This window comes from Streptomyces sp. NPDC056296 (genome assembly GCF_042268605.1).
In the GTDB taxonomy this organism is placed as follows: Bacteria; Actinomycetota; Actinomycetes; order Streptomycetales; family Streptomycetaceae; genus Streptomyces.
In genome coordinates this window covers 1-18,326 of the sequence record NZ_JBHJRX010000004.1, presented here as the reverse complement: position 1 = coordinate 18,326, position 18,326 = coordinate 1, and the positions used below count along the sequence as shown (strand labels likewise).

Below are 18,326 nucleotides of genomic sequence, written 5' to 3'. Positions count from 1 at the left end.
TCCTCACACGGGCAGGAAGTTGATCGGGTGGCTGTCGGTGGCCCACAGGTACTGGACGGCGTACGCCCGCCAGGGCCGCCAGGCCGCCGCGCGGGCGGTGAGCGCCGCCGGTGTCGAGGGCAGTCCCAGCTCCCCGGCGGCCCGGCGGATGCCGAGGTCGGTGGGGAGGAAGGCGTCGGGGTCGCCGAGGGCCCGCATCGCGATGACGTCGGCGGTCCAGGGGCCGAATCCGGGGAGGTCGAGGAGCCGGGTGCGGGTCTCGGCCCAGTCGCCCTCGACCCCGAGGTTGAGCGAGCCGTCGGCCAGGTGGGACACGAGGGTGGTGAAGGTCGTGCGGCGGGTGCGGGGCATCGCCAGGGTCCCGGGGTCCACCGCCGCCAGCGCCGCCGCCGACGGGAAGAGGTGGGTGAGGCCCCCCTCTGGGTCGTCGACCGCGTCGCCGTGTGCCGTGACCAGGCGGGCGGCGTGGGTGCGGGCGGCGGCGGTGGAGACCTGCTGGCCGAGCACGGCCCGTACGGCGAACTCCGCCTCGTCGACCGTGCGGGGGACCCGCCTGCCGGGTGCCTTGTCGACCAGCGGCGCGAGCAGCGCGTCGGCGCGCAGCTGGTCGTCGATGGCCACCGGGTCGGCGTCCAGGTCGAGCAGGCGCCGGCAGCGGCTGATGGCGACGGTCAGGTCGCGCAGGTCGCTGAGGGTGAGACGGCAGGCGATGTGGTCGGGGCGGGGGGCGAGGGTCACGATGCCGTGACCGTACGGGAGGCGCAGGGTGCGCCGGTACGCGCCGTCCCGCCACTCCTCCACGCCGGGTACGGCGGTGGCGGCGAGGTGGCCGAAGAGGTTGTCGGGGTTGAGCGGGGCGCGGAACGGGAGGCGGAGGGAGAGGGCGCCGGGGGTGGTGCCGGCGAGGCTGCGCTTCGGGGCGCGGGTGCGCAGCTCGCTCGGGGAGAGCGCGTAGACCTCGCGGACCGTGTCGTTGAAGGTGCGGATGGAGGAGAAGCCGGCCGCGAAGGCGACGTCCGCCATCGGCAGCGGGGTCGTCTCGATGAGCAGCCGGGCGGTCTGGGAGCGCTGCGCGCGGGCGAGGGCGAGCGGACCGGCGCCCAGCTCGGCGAGGAGCTGGCGTTCGACCTGCCGGGTGCTGTAGCCGAGCCGGGCGGCGAGACCGGGCACACCCTCGCGGTCCACGACGCCGTCGGCGATCAGCCGCATGGCGCGGGCCGTGAGGTCGGCGCGCTGGTTCCACTCCGGCGAGCCGGGGCTGGTGTCCGGGCGGCAGCGTTTGCACGCCCGGAACCCGGCCTGCTGGCAGGCCGCCGCGCTCGGGTGGAAGGTCATGTTCTCGGGCTTCGGCGGCACCGCCGGGCAGCTGGGCCGGCAGTAGATGCGGGTCGTCAGGACGGCCGTGAAGAACCAGCCGTCGAAGCGCGCGTCCTTCGACTGGACGGCGCGCACGCAGCGCTCCGTGTCGGTGTGCATTCCCGTCTGCATGCGTCCAGGATGGTCCACCGGCCGGGCCGGGGCTGGCGGAAATCCGACATGGACGTCGCACATCCTGGGCTCCGCCGGATCGCCCTGGTCGGCCCGACCGCTCGGGTCGCCCTCGTAGCCCTCGCCGCCCCGGTCACCCGGATCGCCATGCCGACTCGCGCAGCAGCCGCAGGCCGTTGAGGCCCACCAGCACGGTCGAGCCCTCGTGTCCGGCGACGCCGAGCGGCAGCGGGAGGTGCCCGATCAGGTCCCACAGGACGAGGACCGTGATGAACGTACCGGCGATGACCAGGTTCTGCAGCACCAGTCGACGCGCGCGCCGGGACAGCCGTACGACGGCGGGTACGGTCGCCAGCTCGTCGCGCACCACGATCGCGTCGGCCGTCTCCAGGGCCAGGTCGGAGCCGGCGCGGCCCATGGCGACGCCGGCGTGGGCGGCGGCGAGGGCGGGGGCGTCGTTGACGCCGTCGCCGACGAAGAGCACCTTGCGGCCGGCCCGCTCCAGTTCCCGTACGGCCTCGACCTTGCCCTCGGGCAGCAGGTCCGCGCGGACGTCGGTGAGGCCGGTCGCGTCGGCGACGCGGGCGGCGGCGGGCGCGTTGTCGCCGGTGAGGAGGGTGGCGGCGGTGCCGGTGAGGGCGGTGAGCGCGGCGGTGGCCGGGGCGGCGTCGACGCGGAGGCGGTCGGTGAGGGCGAGGGTGCCGACGGGGGTGCCGTCGCGGGTGACCTGGACGGTGGTCTCGGCGCCCTCGGGCTGCTGGGCGCGGCCGACGTGCACCTCGTGGCCGTCGACGACCGCGGTGACGCCGAGCCCCGGAGCCGCGGCGAAGTCCTCGGCGGGCGCGATGCGCAGGCCGCGTGCGCGGGCGGCGGTCACGATCGCGCGGGCCAGCGGGTGCTCACTGGGGTGCTCCGCGGCGGCGGCGAGTGCGAGGAGGGCGCCCTCGTCGAGCCCGGAGCCGGGCAGCGGCCGTACGGCGGTCACCTCGGGGGTGCCCTCGGTGAGGGTGCCGGTCTTGTCGAGGGCGGCGGCGTCGATCTCGCCGAGGCGTTCCATGGCGACCGCCGACTTCACCAGGACGCCGTGCCGGCCGGCGTTGGCGATGGCGGACAACAGGGGCGGCATCGTCGCGAGGACGACCGCGCAGGGCGAGGCGACGATCATGAAGGTCATGGCGCGCAGCAGGGCGTCCGTGAGGTCGGCGCCGAAGGCGAGCGGGATGCCGAATACCGCGAGGGCGGCGGCGACGATGCCGACCGCGTAGCGCTGCTCGATCTTCTCGATGAACAGCTGCGTCGGCGCCTTGGTGCGGGACGCCTCCTCGACGAGGGTGACGATGCGGGCGATCACCGAGTCGGCCGGGTCGCGGTCGACGCGGACGCGCAGGGCGCCGGTGCCGTTGAGGGTGCCGGCGAAGACGTCGTCGCCGGGACGCTTGAGGACGGGGACGGACTCGCCGGTGATGGTGGCCTGGTCGACCTCGCCGGCGCCGTCGACGACCGAGCCGTCGGCGCCGATCCGCTCCCCCGGCCGGACCAGGAGCAGGTCACCGACGGCGAGGTCGGCGGTCGGGACGGTCTCCTCGCGGTCCCCGGTCACACGGGTCGCGGTGGTGGGCGCGAGGTCGAGCAGGCCGCGCACGGAGTCGGCGGTGCGGGCGGTGGCCAGGGCCTCCAGGGCGCCGGAGGTGGCGAAGATGACGATCAGCAGGGCGCCGTCGAGGACCTGCCCGATGGACGCGGCGCCGAGTGCGGCGACGATCATCAGCAGGTCGACGTCCAGGGTCTTCTCGCGCAGCGCCCGCAGACCCTCCAGCGCGGGCTCCCAGCCGCCGGCGGCGTAGGCGACCGCGTAGAGCGGGCCGTACGTCCAGGCGGGGGCGGAGCCGAGGTCGAGGGGGAGCGCCAGCAGGAACGCGACGAGGGACGCCAGCGCCCAGCGGGCCTCGGGCAGGGCGAGGACGCGGGTACGGCTGCGGGGCGCCCGGCGGACGGACGCGGGGACCGGGGTGGGGGCAAGCGTGGTGGACACGCGGCACACCATACAGGAACAGATGAAGACTCATTCATGCATTCATGTGTGGTGAGTAGGATGAACCGTATGGGTCACGGAGCCGCCACCACCGCGCAGGACGCCACCGCACGCGTGCGCCTGGACGCGGACAACGTCGCCAAGGTCGCCACCACGCTCCAGGCCCTGTCCACCCCCTCCCGGCTGCTGATCCTGGCCCGTCTGCGCGAAGGCCCGCTGCCCGCGACCGAGTTGGCGGCGGAGGTCGGCATGGAGCAGTCCGCCTGCTCCCACCAGCTGCGGCTGCTGCGCAATCTGGGCCTGGTGGTGGGTGAGCGACGTGGCCGGTCGGTGGTGTACGCGCTGCACGACGACCATGTGGCCGGGCTGCTCGACCAGGCCGTGTACCACGTGGAGCACCTGCGGCTGGGGATCAGCGACACGGCCGAGTGAGCAGCCGCCGCATGGTCTCGGCGGCACGTACGGCGGCGTCCGCGCAGCAGTTGTTGAACAGCACGTGCAGCTCGTCCGTCTGCCGGGCGGCGCGCCGCAACCGGGGTACCCAGGCGGCGAGTTCGGCCACGTCGTAGTCGTACCGGAAGCGGTCCTCCTTGCTGCCCCTCCCCCAGGCCGTACTGCGGCCGTGGAACCGTACGACGGCGAGGCCGGGACGGGTCACCGGGGCGATGGGCGGCAGCGACGCGGGCATGCCCTGGGCCATGTCGGTGCCGACGGCCGACGCGCCGAGAGCGGACAGCGACGCGTGCGTGGCGTCCGCCCGTTCCGGCTCCCACCACCCCGGGTGGCGGAACTCGACGGCGAGCGGCCGGCCCTTCGTGCGCAGGGCGCACGCTTCGAGCGTCGCCTCGGCCGGGTCACCCGGCGCGAACCATGGCGGGAACTGGAACAGCACGGTGCCGAGCCGCCCGGCCTTGCGCAGCGGCTCGACCGCCTCGGCGAAGCGCCCCCACACCTCGTCCAGCAGGCCCTCACCCGCCTGCCCACGCCTCAGCGGGCCCGGGTCGGCTCCGCGCAGGTCCGCGGGCAGGGCCTCCGCGCGCGTGGGGTGGCCGGTCAGCAGGGAGAAGGCCTTGACGTCGAACCGGAAGCCCTCCGGCGTACGCTCCACCCACAGCTCGCTGTTGCGCCGGCTCGGCAACGCGTAGTATCCGGCGTCCACTTCGACGACGGGCAGCCGCGAGGCGTAGTGCCGCAGCCGCCCCTCGGCGTCCCGTCGCCCGCGCGGATACCAGCCGCTCCCGAGCAGTTGGCGGTCCGTCCAGGAACACGCTCCGACCAGTACGTCACCCATGGGAGCCCGGGTTGCCCCGGACTCCCCGTTCATCCCTCGGTCACCCGGTCGCCGTGGGCCTGCGCGAGGCCGCCATCGCCTCCTTCACGTCCGTCAGCGGGCGCAGCCGGTAGGTGTAGGAGTAGTCCCGGTCGGCGAAGAGCTTGAACTCGTCGTGCGTGTGCGCGCCCCAGCTGTTGTCGCCGCCGACACCCATCTGCCGGTGGCTCAGCCGGAGGACGACGGCGTCCCTCGGCGTGAGCTGGTAGTCGTGCCGCACCCCGGCAGACAGGTCCTCCGGCGTGAAGTGGGAGGCGTTGGCCTCCAGCAGGGGCTCACCCGAGGCGAGCAGGCCCACCCCGTCGCCGCCGGTGAGGGCGATCCACCGGACGTCGGTCTTGTTGCCGTTCTCCTGCGGGCGGATGTACGGCGTCCACTGCTCGGCGACGGTCCCGGAGTACAGGCCGACGTCGGTGCCGGTGTTGCGGTCCCAGTGGTTCTCCTCGGGGCCGCGGCCGTAGTAGTGCAGGCGGTCCAGGCCGCGCGGCAGGAACAGCATCGTGCCGACCTCGGGGATGTACGGCAGGTTCGCGGCCCCCGGGTGCAGGGTGTTGTCGACCTTGATCTCGCCGTTGCCGAACACGGTGTACGTGGTGGTGTACGCCGACTCCACGGTGGTGGGCAGGGTGCCGCTGACCTTGATCTCGACGGCCCGGTCGCCCAGGTCCCGCACGGCGACGTCCGTGACCTTCCGCCGGTCGCCCGCGTCGCGCCAGGTCTGGTTGCGGGTGTGCTGGCCGTTGCCGTGGTCGTTGTCGGTGGGCGCGCGCCAGAAGTTGGGCACCGGCCCGGAGGTGATCAGCCGCCTGCCCTTCGCCTCGTACGAGGTGATGGTGCCGGCGCGCTTGTCGACGGTGACCGAGAAGCCCCGGCCGTCGACGGTGACCTCGTCGTCGCCGTCCCGGTGGCGCAGGGACGGCACCCGGTCCAGGGGCACGGGGGCCACCGCGCGGACGTCCGCGTCGAGGGCGAGCTGTGCCCGGGCGACCTCGAAGCCCGCCTTCGCCCAGGGGGCGGCCTCCTTGGTGGTGAAGGACAGCTGGAGGAAGTACTCCGTGCCCGGTGCCGGATCGCCCGGCAGCCGTACGGGCACGGTGATGTCCTTGCGGGACAGCGGCTCCACGTCCAGTTGGTCGCGGGTGAGCCGTCCGCGCCGTACGGTCCTGCCGTCGGTGACGAGTTCCCAGTGGCCGTCGAACTCGCGGAGGTTGGTGAACAGGTACTCGTTGACGAGCGTGACCGCGCCGGCGCCGCCGGACCGCTGCTCGACGCCGACGGCCTGGTAGACGCGCTTGATCTCGGCGGCCTTGCCGGTGTGGCCGCGGTCGGCGAGGACGATGCCGTCGGCGACGAAGCAGCCGTCGTTGGGGTTGTCGCCCCAGTCGCCGCCGTACGCGAAGAAGGTCTTCTCCTTCGTCCGCTTCTTCTCCGCCTTCACGGTCTCCGCGTCGAACCAGAACCGCACGCCGTCGCCGCCGGGGCCGCGGTCGCCCCCGGCCAGTTCGGTGGCGCCGAGGGCGCGGGCGTAGACGCGGGCGCGGCGGATGGTGCCGCTGAACTCGCGGATCTGGTTGTCGGCGTCGGTGGCCAGGGCCAGGGGGGCCGTGTTGTTGGTGGGCCGCCGGTCGGTGGTGCGGGTCGCCCGCCGCTCGCCGTCGACGTACAGGGTGAGGGTGCCGGCCTCCGCGTCGAAGACGCCCGCGATGTGGTGCTCGCGGCCGGTCCAGTCCTCCGGCACCGTCCAGGTGGCGGTGATCCACTGACCGCCGGAGTGGATGAAGAACTCCAGGGTGCGGTTGTTCTGCTTCAGGGCGTACTGGGTGTCGCCCTTGGCGATGATCGGCTGGTGGTAGCCGGTGAAGTGCGGGGTGACCCAGGCCTCCAGGGTCAGCGAACCGGTGAGGTCGAGGCCCTCGTCGCGGGCGAAGACCGTGCCGCCGGACAGGCCCTTGCCGCGCTCGAAGGTGCCGGAGGCGGCGAGGATCTCACCGGTCAGGCCGGCGGGTCCCGCCTCGGTCAGCAGGGTGCGCCGCGGGACCGGCCAGGTCAGCGACTGGTCGACGAAGTCCCAGATCCAGCCGCCCTGGAGCACGTCGTACGAGCGGATGATGTCCCAGTACTTCTTGAAGTTGCCGTTGGAGTTCCCCATCGCGTGGGAGTACTCGATCATCACGTACGGCCGGGTGTCCGAGGTGTCCTTCGCGCGCTGCTCGACGCGCTGCGGGGTGTCGTACATCTCGGAGCGGATGTCGCTGATGCCCGGGCGGTCGTCGCCCTCGTACTGGATGACGCGGGTGGCATCGTAGGAGCGGATCCAGTCGTGCATGGCGGTGAAGGTGCTGCCGCCGCCCGCCTCGTTGCCGAGCGACCAGATGACGACCGAGGCGTGGTTCTTGTCGCGGTGGACCATGTTCTGGGCGCGGACCACGCAGGCCTCGGTCCAGTCGGGGTGGTCGCCGGGGTACTCGTCGCGGATGCCGTGGGTCTCCAGGTTGGTCTCGTCGACGAGGTAGAGGCCGTACTCGTCGGCGAGTTCGTACCACAGCGGGTTGTTCGGGTAGTGCGAGGTGCGGACGCTGTTCATGTTCATCCGCTTGATGATCCGGATGTCCTCGACCAGGTCGTCGCGGGTGAGGGCCGTGCCGCGGTCCGGGTGCATCTCGTGGCGGTTGGTGCCGCGGAAGGAGACGGGCTTGCCGTTGATGCGCATCAGCCCGTCGGTGAGCGCGAACTCCCGGAAGCCGACCCGGTGGGACAGGGTCTCGACGACCTTGCCCGCCGGATCCCGCAGCCGCAGTACGGCCGTGTAGAGGTCCGGGTGCTCGGCCGACCACAGCCTGGGCTTCGGTACGGCCTTGGCGGCCCGTACGGTGACGTCCTGGCCGGCGCCGACCGTGCCGAGGTCGGCGGACTGCTCCAGCGGGCGGGACCAGACGGCGTGGCCGCGCGCGTCGTACAGCTGGGTCTCGACGGTGTACTTGCCCGCGTCGCCGCCGCCGTCGCCGTACGCCCGCACGCTCGCGGTGACGGCCAGCTCGGCGTCCGTGTACGTGTCGTTCAGCGGGGTGTCCAGCTTGAAGTCGCGCAGGTGCACGGACGGGGTGGAGTACAGGTAGACCGAGCGGAAGATGCCGCTCAGCCTGATCATGTCCTGGTCCTCCAGCCAGTCCCCGTCGGAGTAGCGGTACACCTCCACGGCGATCTGGTTGGTGCCGGGCTTCAGGTGGTCGGTGATGTCGTACTCGGACGGGGTGAAGGAGTCCTCGTCGTAACCGACCAGTTCGCCGTTGATCCACACGTAGTGCGCGGACTTGACGCCCTCGAAGTGCAGGAAGGTGCGGCGGCCCGTCCAGTCGCGCGGGACGGTGAAGGTGCGCCGGTACTGGCCGACCGGGTTGTAGCGGGTCGGCGCGGTGGGCGGCTGCGGGTCCTCGCCGCGGCCGTTGGGGCCCCAGTACGGGTAGGTGATGTTCAGATAGATCGGGTGGTCGTGGCCGTGCAGCTGCCACACGGACGGCACCGGGATGGTCTCCCAGTCGCCGTCGTCGGTGTCGGTGCGGTGGAAGTCGGCGTCCCGGTCCTCGGGGCGGTCGGCGTAGGCGAACTTCCAGGTGCCGTCGAGGCCGATCCGGTAGGGCGAGCGGGTGCGGTCGCCGGTGAGGGCCGCTCGCACGTCCGCGTACGGCATGAGCGTGGTGTGCGGCGGCTCGGTGCCGAGCCGGAAGACGCCGAAGTCGTTCCACTCCGGGGGCTCGTCGGCCGCCGCCCGCCGGCCCGCCGCGTGCGCCGCGACGGGCGACGCGGACAGGGCGAGCGCGCCGAGAACGGCGGCACTCCCCTCCAGGAGGCGGCGGCGGCTGACGACGGGGTGGGACGGGCGGGCCGGGGATTCGGCGGGTGACACGGGCGAGTGCGGCATGACCGTGGCCTTCCGTGGGCTTCGGGGGCGGCTCAACGCACGGTGCTGTGAGAGCAGTTGATGTGGGGGTGGATCGCAACTGCCGGTGACGCAGCGACTACTGAGTCAGCCACACCCTAGGACCCGAACACAACCGAATCAATTACCCCATGGGACTTTGTTGGTTCCTGATGGACACCCCTCAGGCGTCCTGGACGCCCGGCACGCCCGCCTCGATCACGAACGACTTGTCGGTGCGGACCGGGGCGCCGGGCCGGGTGACGTAGTCGACCACGCGGTAGTCGGCGGTGTACCGGTCCCTGGACGCCGAGCAGCGGACGTAGCCTCGGCGGCTGCTGTAATACTTGGTGTGCGGGTTCTCGTCCCAGTACACCTGGCCGGGGTCGTGGGTGGCCGAGCCGTCGCCGCCCGAGGTGATCGACGTGGTGACGAACTCGCTGCCCAGCAGTCGCGTCCCGGGGCGCTCGAAGTCGCGGCGCAGGTCGTTGGTCCAGTTGTTGTGAACGTCGCCGGTGAGGACCACGAAGTTGTCGACGCGGCGCTGTTCGACGTAGCCGAGCACCCGGTCGCGGGAGACGCGGTAGCCGTCCCAGCCGTCGTTGTAGCCGCCGTCGTCCGGGCCGGCGACGGCGTCCCAGTTGGCGAAGTAGATCTGCTGCGGGAGCACGTTCCAGGTGGAGCGCGAGCGGGAGAGGCTGCGCTCCAGCCAGGCGTGCTGCTCGTCGCCGAGGATGGTGGCCTTCGGGTCCCACTGCTCCGGGCCGGAGACCTGCCACTTGTCGCCGTACGGCTGGTTGGTGCGGTACTGGCGGGTGTCCAGGACGCTGAAGGTCGCGGTGGCGCCGAACTCCAGGCGTCGGTACAGCGGCAGGGCCGTGTCCACCGGCTTGCGGAAGCGGCGCAGCGGCATGTGCTCCCAGTAGGCCTGGTAGGCGGCCCGGCGGCGGGCGGCGAAGCGGGCGGTGGTGTCGTTGCCCTGGCCGGCGTCGTTGTTCTCGGGACTCAGGTCGGCGTAGTTGTTGTCGGTCTCGTGGTCGTCCCAGGTGACGACGAACGGCGCCGTGGCGTGCAGCAGCCGCAGGTCCGGGTCGGTCTTGTACTGGGCGTGCCGTGCGCGGTACTCGGCGAGGGTGTTCATCTCGTCGCCGTGGTGCGTGCGCACGTCGCCGTTGACGCCGGCGGCGTACTCGTAGAGGTAGTCGCCGAGGTGGAAGACGACGTCCGGCCGGTCGGCCGCCATGTGCCGGTACGCCGTGAAGTGGCCCTGCTCCCAGTTCGCGCAGGAGGCGAACGCGAAGTCGACGGTGGGGGCGGTGCCGGGGGCCGGGGCGGTGCGGGTGCGGCCGACCGGGGAGATCTCGTCGCCGGCGCGGAAGCGGTAGTAGTACTCGTGGTGGGGCCGCAGGCCGCGTACGTCGGCGTGGACGGTGTGCGCCTCGGCGGGCACGGCGTGCTCCACGCCGCGCTTGACGACCTTCCGGAACCGCTCGTCGAGGGCGATCTCCCACCGCACGGCGACGGGACGCCGGGGCATGCCGCCGTCGTCGTCGAGCGGCCTCGGCGCCAGGCGGGTCCACAGGACGACGCCGTCGGGGAGGGGGTCGCCGGATGCGACACCGAGCCGGAAGGGGTCGCCGGGGACGCGGCCCGGTGCGGCGGACGCGACGGGTGCGGCACCGGTGCCGAGCAGCACCGCACCGGCGCCGGCGGCGCCCGCGATACCGAGGAACCCCCTTCTCTTGAGGGAGTTCGGAGAGCTGGTGCGCGGCGGGGTCATCGAACCTCCAGAGGACGGATGGTCGGACGACAACCAGGCAAACGGCACGGGGTGAACCCCGCCTGCTGCGCTCGTGGACCGCGCTTGACCGATACATGTCGGCGAAGGGGCTCGGCGGGGCCGGGGGCGAGGGCGCGGTCAGGGGCGCGGTCAGGGGTGCGTCAGAGTGGCCCATTCGACGGTGCGGTCGCACCAGTGGTCGAGCAGGACGCGGTCGTGGCCGACGGCCAGCAACCCCGCGCCGGTGGCGGCCCGGTACTCCTCCACCACGCGGACCAGGGCGGCGGTGGTCGAGGCGTCGAGCATCGCCGTCATCTCGTCGCACACCAGCCAGCGCGGGCGCAGCACGAGGGCGCGGGCCAGACAGGCGCGCTGCAACTGCCCGTCACTGACCTCGTGCGGGCGCCTGCTCAGCAGGTCGGTGGTCAGCCCCACGGTGGCGGCCAGTTCGGCGACCCGGTCGGCGATGCCCTCGCGCCGGCCGGTGGCGCGCAGCGGTTCGGCGATCAGGTCGGTGAGCGCCAGCCGGGGGTCCGCGGAGAGCCGAGCCTGCTGGAAGACGACGCCGAAGGCGGTGCGCTGCTCGCGCGGGGCGCGGTGCCGCCAGCGCCGTACGGGTGTGCCGTCGACCACCAGGGTGCCGGCGTCGGGGTGGTGCAGCAGGGCCGCGACGCGCGCGAGGGTGGACTTGCCGCAGCCGCTCGGGCCGAGCAGCCCGACGCCCTCGCCGGGCTTGATCGACAGGGATATGTTCCGGATCACGGGCGCGTTCCGGTCGTATCCGGCGGTGATGTCGCTCAGTTCAAGCACGGTCGGCGGCCTCCGTGAGCGCTGCGTGCGGGTGGTGGCAGGCGACCGTGCCGGCCAGCGGCGGCGGCGTGGCGCAGGCGTCGGTGGCCCGTTCGCAGCGGGCGGCGAAGGCGCAGCCGCCGGGGAGGGCGCCGAGCTCGGGCGGCAGGCCGGGGATGGGGGTGAAGGCGCGGTCGGGCAGGGCGTCCAGCAGGCCGCGGCTGTAGGGGTGGCGGGGGCCCGGGGTGTCGAAGAACTCACGGGCGTCGGCGAGTTCGACGATGCGGCCCGCGTACATGACGGCGATCCGGTCGGCGATGCGCTCGGCGGCCGCCAGGTCGTGGGTGATCATCAGCAGGGCGCGGCTCTCGCTGCCCGTTCTGTTGTCGACATGTCGTCGTAGCTCGTCGACGGTGCGGTCCACCAGGTCCCGGTCGAGTCCGGTGGTCGGTTCGTCGGCGAGCAGCAGCGGGGCGTCGCCGACCAGGGCGAGGGCGGTGGCGGCGCGCTGGGCGAGACCGCCGGAGAGTTCGTGCGGGTGGTGGTCGAGGTGGTCCACCGGGAACGCGGCGCGCTCGGCGGCGGCTTCCGCGGCCTCGCGCAGGGCCGCACGGCCGCGGACCGAGGTGTGTGCCGCGACCGTCTCCTCCAGCTGGGAGCGGACGGTGCGGACCGGGGTGAGGTGCGCGGCCGGACTCTGCGGGACGAGGCCGATCAGCCTGCCGCGCACGGTGCGGGTGAAGGTCCGCTCGTCGGCGGCGAGCAGGTCCAGTTCGCCGAGCAGCGCGCTGCCCGCGGTCCGCGCGTTGCCGGGCAGCAGCCCGAGCAGAGCGGAGGCGAGGACGGACTTGCCGCAGCCGCTCTCACCGATCAGGGCCAGGCACTCGCCGGCCGCCACGTCGAAGTGGGCGTCGGTGACGGCGGCGACGCGGCGCCCGCCCGGCATCAGGAAGCGCACCGACAGACCGCGTACCGACAGCACGGGGGCTCGCTCGGTCACAGCATCAGCTCCGATCGGCGGCGGGGGTTGATCCGCTCCCGCCAGGCACCCGCGAGACCGGCGACGGCGAGGGTGGGGACGATGAGGAACAGGCCGGGGAAGAGGGTCGGCCACCACTGCCCGGCGAGCAGCGATCCCCGCGCTTCCTGGATCAGGTTGCCGAGGCTCGCGGTGTGGGTGGGCAGCCCCAGCCCGAGGAAGGACAGCGCCGACTCGTGCCACATGGCGTGCGGCACCATCAGTACGGCGGCCAGCGCGGCCTGCGGCAGCACGCCCGGCAGCAGATGCCGTACGGCCACCCGCCACCGGGACGCGCCGCCGGAGACGGCCGCGTCGATGTAGGGGCGCGAGCGCAGCGACAGCACCTCGGCGCGGACGATGCGCGCGGTGGACAGCCAGTGGGTGAGCGCCACGGAGATCACCACCGGCCAGACGCCGGGCCGGAACATCGCGACGATGAAGATGCCCATCAGCAGGTGGGGCACGGAGGAGAACGTGTCGACGACCCGCATGACGGCCCGGTCGACCCAGCCGCCCAGCGCTCCGGCGGTGGCGCCCACGGCGGTGCCGACCACGGTGGCCGTCAGCGCCGCCGCCACCCCGACGAGCAGGGAGACGCGCAGGCCGTAGACGCAGCGCAGCAGCAGGTCCCGGCCGACGTCGTCGGTGCCGAACGGGTGCTCCCAGCTGGGCGGTTGCAGCTTGGCGGCCAGGTCGACGGCCTGCTGGTCGAGCTGGACCAGCGGCGGCACGAGCAGCACGGCGAGCACGGTCACGGTCAGCAGCACCGCGGAGGTGCGCAGGCGCAGGGTGCGGGTGGAGCGGCGGTCCGTGCCGTGGGACCGCCACACGGTGGGCCGTTCCGCCTTCTCGGCTGTGATCTCAGCCATGGGACTCACATTTCACTGAGTTTCACCCTCGGGTCGAACAGTCCGTAGAGCAGGTCGGCGAGCAGGTTGCCGGCGAGTACGGCGGCGGTGGCGAGGGTGGTCAGGGCGGCCAGCAGCGGGAAGTCGACGGCGGTGGCCGCCTCGACGGTGGCCGCGGCGATGCCCGGCCAGCTGAAGACGCTCTCCACCAGCAGGGCGCCGGTGATGAGTTCGGGGACACGGGAGCCGATCAGCGTGAGCACCGGCAGCAGCCCCGAGCGCAGGGCGTGTCCGAACAGGACGGTGCCCTCCCCGATGCCGCGGGCCCGCGCGCCGCGCACCGGGTCCTCGGCGAGGGCGTCACCGACGCCCTGGCGCACGTAGAGGGTGAACCAGGGCAGCTGGGAGACGGCGAGCACGCCCGCGGGCAGCACGACGTGGCTCGCGACCTGTCCGAAGGTGACCTGTTCGCTGGCGGTGTCCGTCAGGCCGCCGGCCGGCAGGACGTCCCACTGGAGGGCGAACAGCCACACGGCGAGCAGCGCGATCCAGAAGACCGGCGCCGCCTCCAGGGTGTACGCGAGCGAGGTGACGGCCCGGTCGAGCATGGATCCGGGGCGGCGGGCGGCCAGCACACCGAGGAGCGTGCCGACCAGGACGGCCACGGCGAAGGCTACGGCGCACAGCAGCGCGGACCACACGAGGCGTTCGCCGATGACCTGCGCCACGGGCTGGCGCATCACCCCGGAGTGGCCGAGGTCGCCGGTGAGCGCGGAGGTCAGCCAGTCCCACCAGCGGACGACGAAGGACTGGTCCACGCCGAGGTTGTCCCGCAGCCGGTCCAGGGTCTCCTGGTCGGCGCCGAGCGCGGCGGTGCCGGCGTAGGCCTTGACGGGGTCGAACGGGGAAGCGGCGGCGATGGCGAACACGCCGAAGGTGACGACGAGGACGACGGGGACGGCGAACAGCGCCCGCCGTCCCGCCAGGCGTGCCATCGCTCCCCAGGGCAGCCGCCCGGGAGATCGGGTCATTTCTTCGGCTGCCAGTCCTCGATGTTCCACCAGGGTCCGCTGGCGAAGCCGTGTTCGTGCGGCTCCAGCTGGGTGGTCAGCCCGTCCCAGCGGTCGGCGAGGACGTAGAGGTGGTCGATGTGGGTGAGGAAGGTGTAGCCGGGGTTCTCGACGAGGGCCCGCTGGATCTCGTCGTAGGCGGCCTCGCGCTTCTTCGGGTCCTGGGTGCGGCGCCCGGCGTCGAGTGCCTCGTCGACCGCCTTGACGTCGTAGCCGGCCATGTTGTTGAAGCCGTCGTTGGCGAGGGAGGAGTGCAGCAGGGTGTAGAGGCCGAAGTCCGGGTCGCCGACGCTGCCGAAGCCCGCCAGGACCGCGTCCTGCTTCATCCGCGGCTCGATGACCTCCCAGGTGGCGCCCTCCACCTTCACCTCGATGCCGGCCTTCTTGGCGTCGGAGGCGTAGGCGAGCGCGTGGTCCTGGCGGACCTTGTCGCCCGAGGGGTAGTACAGGGTGAACGAGGCGCGCTGCCCGTCCTTGGCACGGACGCCGCCGGAGCCGGCCTTCCAGCCCGCCTCGTCCAAAATGCGCTTGGCCTTGTCGAGGTCGTGCGGGCGCTCGATGCCGCGCGCGTACCAGGGGTCGTCGGCGGGCAGCGGCCCGTACGCCGGCCGGCCCGCGCCGTCGAGGATCTTGTCGACCATGGCCTGGCGGTCCACGGCGGCGTCCAGCGCCTGCCGGACGGCCCGGTCGCCGGTGACCTCGCCCGTGGTGGGCAGGGTGACGGCCCGGAAGTCGTAGGAACTGGCCTGGTACGTGCGCCTGCCGTCGTCCTTCTTGAAGGTGGCGGCGAGGTTGGGCGGCAGGACGGCGCCGTCGAGGTCGCCGGAGCGCAGGCGGGTGGCGCGGACGTTGTCGTCGGCGATGATCGCCATGGTGAACGACTTCACCGCGGGCTTGCCGCCCCAGTAGTGCGGGTTGGCCTTGAAGGTGATCTTCTCGCCCTTGCTCCAGTCGGCGAGCACGTACGGGCCGGTGCCGACGGGCTCGGTGTTGAACGCGCCGGTGTTGGGGTCCTGCTCGCCCGCGATGTGCTCGGGGACGATGGGCAGCACCGTGCGGGCCGCGAAGGCCGCGTACGGGTACTTGAGGGAGAAGACGACGGTGTCGTCGCCCTTCGCGCGGACCTCCTTGACGGCGTCCAGCTCGCTGCGGGCGGTGTTGTTGGTCTTCGCGTCGAGGACGGTGCGGTACGTGTAGACCACGTCCTGGGCCGTCAGCGGTTCGCCGTCGCTGAACTTCACGCCGTCGCGCAGGGTGTACGTGTACGTCCGGCCGCCGTCGCCGACTTTCGGCAGCGCGGTCGCCAGGGCGGGCTTCAGCTTCAGGTCGGTGTCGCGGGCGAGCAGCCCGTCGAAGATCTTGGAGTTTCCGTCCTTGCCGTAGCCGAGCAGCGGGCTCAGCGTGTCCGGCTCGGAGGCCACGCCGATCACGACGGACTCGGCGGCCTTGGCGTCGCCGTCGCCCGTTCCGTCCCCGGGTGCGGAGCAGGCGGTGACGCCGGCGGCGAACGCCGCCACGGCGGCGGCGCTTCGTATCGGACGGATCCGACGGGTTGTCATGTCTCCCCCACGCTTGTTGTTGGTGCGGGGTTATTGCACATCAGTTGCAATTGACGCGTCAAGCCAGGTGGGGATGTGTCCGGGGCGTGGGACGGGCGGTGCTCGGGTCCGTCAGCCGATCCGCGCGGCGAACGCCTCGTACGCCCGGTCGTCGAACAGGACGAACCGGGCCTCCGCCACGGATGTCTCGGCGGCGCGCACCGTCTCGACGGCGATGCGGGCCGCGTCGTCCATCGGCCAGCGGTAGACGCCGGTGGAGATGGCCGGGAAGGCGACCGTGCGGGCGCCCAGTTCGTCGGCGACGCGCAGGGACTCGCGGTAGCAGGAGGCGAGGAGTTCGGAACGGTCCTCGGTCTCGCTGTGCACCGGGCCGACCGTGTGGATCACCCAGCGCGCGTCCAGGTCACCGGCGGTGGTGGCGACGGCCCGGCCCGTGGGCAGGCCCTTGCCGTAGTGCCCCGCGCGCAGCTTGCGGCACTCCGCGAGGATCTCGGGGCCGCCGCGCCGGTGGATGGCGCCGTCGACGCCGCCTCCGCCGAGCAGGGAGGAGTTGGCCGCGTTGACGATCGCGTCGGCGCTCTCGCGGGTGATGTCGCCCTGGACGAGCGTGATGGTGGTCATGGCTGTTCCCCCGATCGGTGCGGTTTCGTCGTCACGCCTGCCACCCGGTCACGCCGGTCATGTCTGCCGCAGCCTGCGCCAGACGGCCTTGGCGGCGTTGTGCCCCGACATGCCGTGCACTCCGGGGCCGGGCGGGGTCGCCGACGAGCAGATGAAGACGGCCGGGTGCGGGGTGGCGTACGGGAAGAGGGACAGCTTGGGGCGCAGCATGATCTGGAGGCCGGAGACCGCGCCGGAGGCGATGTCGCCGCCGACGTAGTTGGCGTTGCGGGCGGCGAGTTCGGGCGGGCCGGCGGTGGCGCGGGCGAGCACGCGGTCGCGGAAGCCCGGGGCGAAGCGCTCCAGTTGACGCTCGATGGCGTCGGTGAGGTCGCCGGTCCAGCCGTTGGGGACGTGTCCGTACGCCCAGAAGACGTGCTTGCCCTCCGGGGCGCGGGTGGGGTCGGCGACGCTCGGCTGCACGGTGATGAGGAACGGTGCGTCGGACGCCCGGCCCTCGCGGGAGGCCGCGTTCAGTGCCGCGCCGATCTCCGCGCTGTCGGCGCCGATCTGCACGGTGCCCGCGTTGCGGGGCTCCGGGGCGGTCCACGGGACGGGGCCGTCCAGCGCGTAGTCGATCTTGAAGACGCCGGGGCCGTACCGGTAGTCGGCGTAGTGGTTGCCGAGGCCGGCGATGCGGGCCAGGGCCGTGGGCGAGGTGTCGAAGACGTAGGCGCGCGCGGGCGGCAGGTCGTCGAGGCGCTTGACCTCGTAGTCGGTGTGGACGGTGCCGCCGAGATCCTTGAGGTAGGCGGCGAGGGCGTCGGAGATGGCCTGCGAGCCGCCGCGGGCCACGGGCCAGCCGCGGGCGTGCGCGGCGAGGGCGAAGACCAGGCCTATGGCGCCGGTGGCGAAGCCGCCGAGCGGGGCCATGACGTGCGCGACGAGCCCGGCGAAGAGGGTCTTGGCCTTGTCGTCGCGGAAGCGGCGCATCAGCCACGTCGACGGGGGCAGGCCGGCCAGGCCGAACCGGGCGAGGGTGACCGGGTCGCGCGGCAGCGCGGTGAGTGGAAGGGACATGAAGTCGCGGGCGAGCGTGTCCCACCTGGGGAGGAAGGGCTCGACCAGCCTGCGGTACGCGCCCGCGTCGCGCGCTCCGAAGGAGGCGGCCGTCTCACCGACCGACCGGGACAGCACGGCGGCCGAGCCGTCCGGGAACGGATGCGCCATGGGCAGCCCGGCGTGCAGCCACTGAAGCCCGTACCGCTCCAGGGGGAGGGCGCGGAACGCGGGCGAGTTGATGCCCAGCGGATGCGCGGCGGAGCACGGGTCGTGCCGGAAGCCCGGCAGGGTCAGCTCCTCCGTGCGGGCCCCGCCGCCCACGGTGCTCTGCGCCTCGAACACGGCGACCGAGAAGCCGCGGCGGGCCAGCTCCACGGCAGCGGTCAGTCCGTTCGGCCCCGCACCCACTACGACCGCATCGAGCATCGACGGCACCTTCGGACCCCTTCATCAGCCGATGGCCACTGGGGATCAGGATAGGCCCGGGCGCCGACAGCCCGCGGTCGCGGGTGGGGCGGACGGGAACGGCTGGGGCGGGCGGGAGGGGCCAGGAGCGGCTGGGGCGGTCGGGAGTGACACGAGCGGCTGGGGCGGACGGGAGCGGGCCGGAGCGGCTGGGGCAGACGGGAGCGGACAGGAGCAGCTGGGGCAGACGGGAGCGATCGGGAACGGCTGAGGCGGACCGGAGCGGACGGGAGCGACCGGAGCGGGCCGAAGCGGCTGAGGCGGGCGGGAGCGGCTGAGGCGGGCCCGAGGCCCTGGGGCGGGCCCCCGAGGGACTGAGGCGGGCCCGAGGCCCTGGGGCGGGCCCCCGAGGGACTGAGGCGGGCC

Annotated in this window: 13 protein-coding genes; 1 reads left to right on the top strand and 12 read right to left on the bottom strand. The window is 73.1% G+C overall.

Features of this window, described 5'->3' with window-relative positions; genetic code table 11:
- Nucleotides 1–3: 3 nt before the first annotated feature.
- Together ACFCZF_RS04195 and ACFCZF_RS04190 are read right to left on the bottom strand one after the other, a co-directional pair.
- Nucleotides 4–1,488 carry an AlkA N-terminal domain-containing protein gene (locus ACFCZF_RS04195; RefSeq protein WP_376670328.1) on the bottom strand — a complete coding sequence of 495 codons (1,485 nt, stop codon included), beginning with the start codon at nucleotides 1,486–1,488 and terminating at the stop codon, nucleotides 4–6.
- Between the two features lie 133 nt (nucleotides 1,489–1,621).
- Nucleotides 1,622–3,532 carry a heavy metal translocating P-type ATPase gene (locus ACFCZF_RS04190; RefSeq protein ID WP_376670327.1) on the bottom strand — a complete coding sequence of 637 codons (1,911 nt, stop codon included), beginning with the start codon at nucleotides 3,530–3,532 and terminating at the stop codon, nucleotides 1,622–1,624.
- Nucleotides 3,533–3,589: 57 nt separating this feature from the next.
- Between ACFCZF_RS04190 and ACFCZF_RS04185 the strand changes: the two genes are divergently transcribed.
- Nucleotides 3,590–3,952, top strand: coding sequence for an ArsR/SmtB family transcription factor (locus ACFCZF_RS04185; RefSeq protein ID WP_376670326.1), 363 nt, complete (start codon nucleotides 3,590–3,592; stop codon nucleotides 3,950–3,952).
- Here the strand turns inward: ACFCZF_RS04185 and ACFCZF_RS04180 are convergent.
- The 10 genes from ACFCZF_RS04180 to ACFCZF_RS04135 form a co-directional block, all read right to left on the bottom strand.
- The gene (locus ACFCZF_RS04180) at nucleotides 3,933–4,811 is read right to left on the bottom strand and encodes a DUF72 domain-containing protein (RefSeq protein ID WP_376670325.1); all 879 of its coding nucleotides are present in this window, start codon (nucleotides 4,809–4,811) and stop codon (nucleotides 3,933–3,935) included. The genes ACFCZF_RS04185 and ACFCZF_RS04180 overlap by 20 nt on opposite strands.
- 40 nt (nucleotides 4,812–4,851) lie before the next feature.
- A complete protein-coding gene (locus tag ACFCZF_RS04175; protein ID WP_376670324.1) occupies nucleotides 4,852–8,769 on the bottom strand; it encodes a glycoside hydrolase family 2 TIM barrel-domain containing protein in 3,918 nt (1,305 codons plus the stop codon).
- Nucleotides 8,770–8,950: 181 nt separating this feature from the next.
- Entirely contained in the window at nucleotides 8,951–10,546 is a 1,596-nt protein-coding gene (locus tag ACFCZF_RS04170; RefSeq protein ID WP_376670323.1) for an alkaline phosphatase D family protein, read from the bottom strand.
- A gap of 150 nt (nucleotides 10,547–10,696) precedes the next feature.
- The gene (locus tag ACFCZF_RS04165; RefSeq protein ID WP_376670322.1) at nucleotides 10,697–11,356 is read right to left on the bottom strand and encodes an ABC transporter ATP-binding protein; all 660 of its coding nucleotides are present in this window, start codon (nucleotides 11,354–11,356) and stop codon (nucleotides 10,697–10,699) included.
- Nucleotides 11,349–12,335, bottom strand: coding sequence for an ABC transporter ATP-binding protein (locus ACFCZF_RS04160; RefSeq protein WP_376670321.1), 987 nt, complete (start codon nucleotides 12,333–12,335; stop codon nucleotides 11,349–11,351). The genes ACFCZF_RS04165 and ACFCZF_RS04160 overlap by 8 nt, the downstream gene beginning before the upstream one ends.
- Nucleotides 12,332–13,225: an ABC transporter permease gene (locus ACFCZF_RS04155; protein ID WP_376670320.1), complete on the bottom strand. Its 894-nt coding sequence runs from the start codon at nucleotides 13,223–13,225 to the stop codon at nucleotides 12,332–12,334. The genes ACFCZF_RS04160 and ACFCZF_RS04155 overlap by 4 nt, the downstream gene beginning before the upstream one ends.
- Before the next feature lie 5 nt (nucleotides 13,226–13,230).
- Nucleotides 13,231–14,199, bottom strand: coding sequence for an ABC transporter permease (locus ACFCZF_RS04150; protein ID WP_375920990.1), 969 nt, complete (start codon nucleotides 14,197–14,199; stop codon nucleotides 13,231–13,233).
- Nucleotides 14,200–14,231: 32 nt separating this feature from the next.
- Complete coding sequence (locus tag ACFCZF_RS04145) at nucleotides 14,232–15,833, bottom strand: ABC transporter substrate-binding protein (protein ID WP_376670319.1); 1,602 nt, start codon at nucleotides 15,831–15,833, stop codon at nucleotides 14,232–14,234.
- Between the two features lie 111 nt (nucleotides 15,834–15,944).
- The gene (locus ACFCZF_RS04140) at nucleotides 15,945–16,454 is read right to left on the bottom strand and encodes an O-acetyl-ADP-ribose deacetylase (protein WP_376670318.1); all 510 of its coding nucleotides are present in this window, start codon (nucleotides 16,452–16,454) and stop codon (nucleotides 15,945–15,947) included.
- Between the two features lie 57 nt (nucleotides 16,455–16,511).
- Nucleotides 16,512–17,921, bottom strand: coding sequence for a phytoene desaturase family protein (locus ACFCZF_RS04135; protein WP_376670317.1), 1,410 nt, complete (start codon nucleotides 17,919–17,921; stop codon nucleotides 16,512–16,514).
- Nucleotides 17,922–18,326 lie beyond the last annotated feature (405 nt).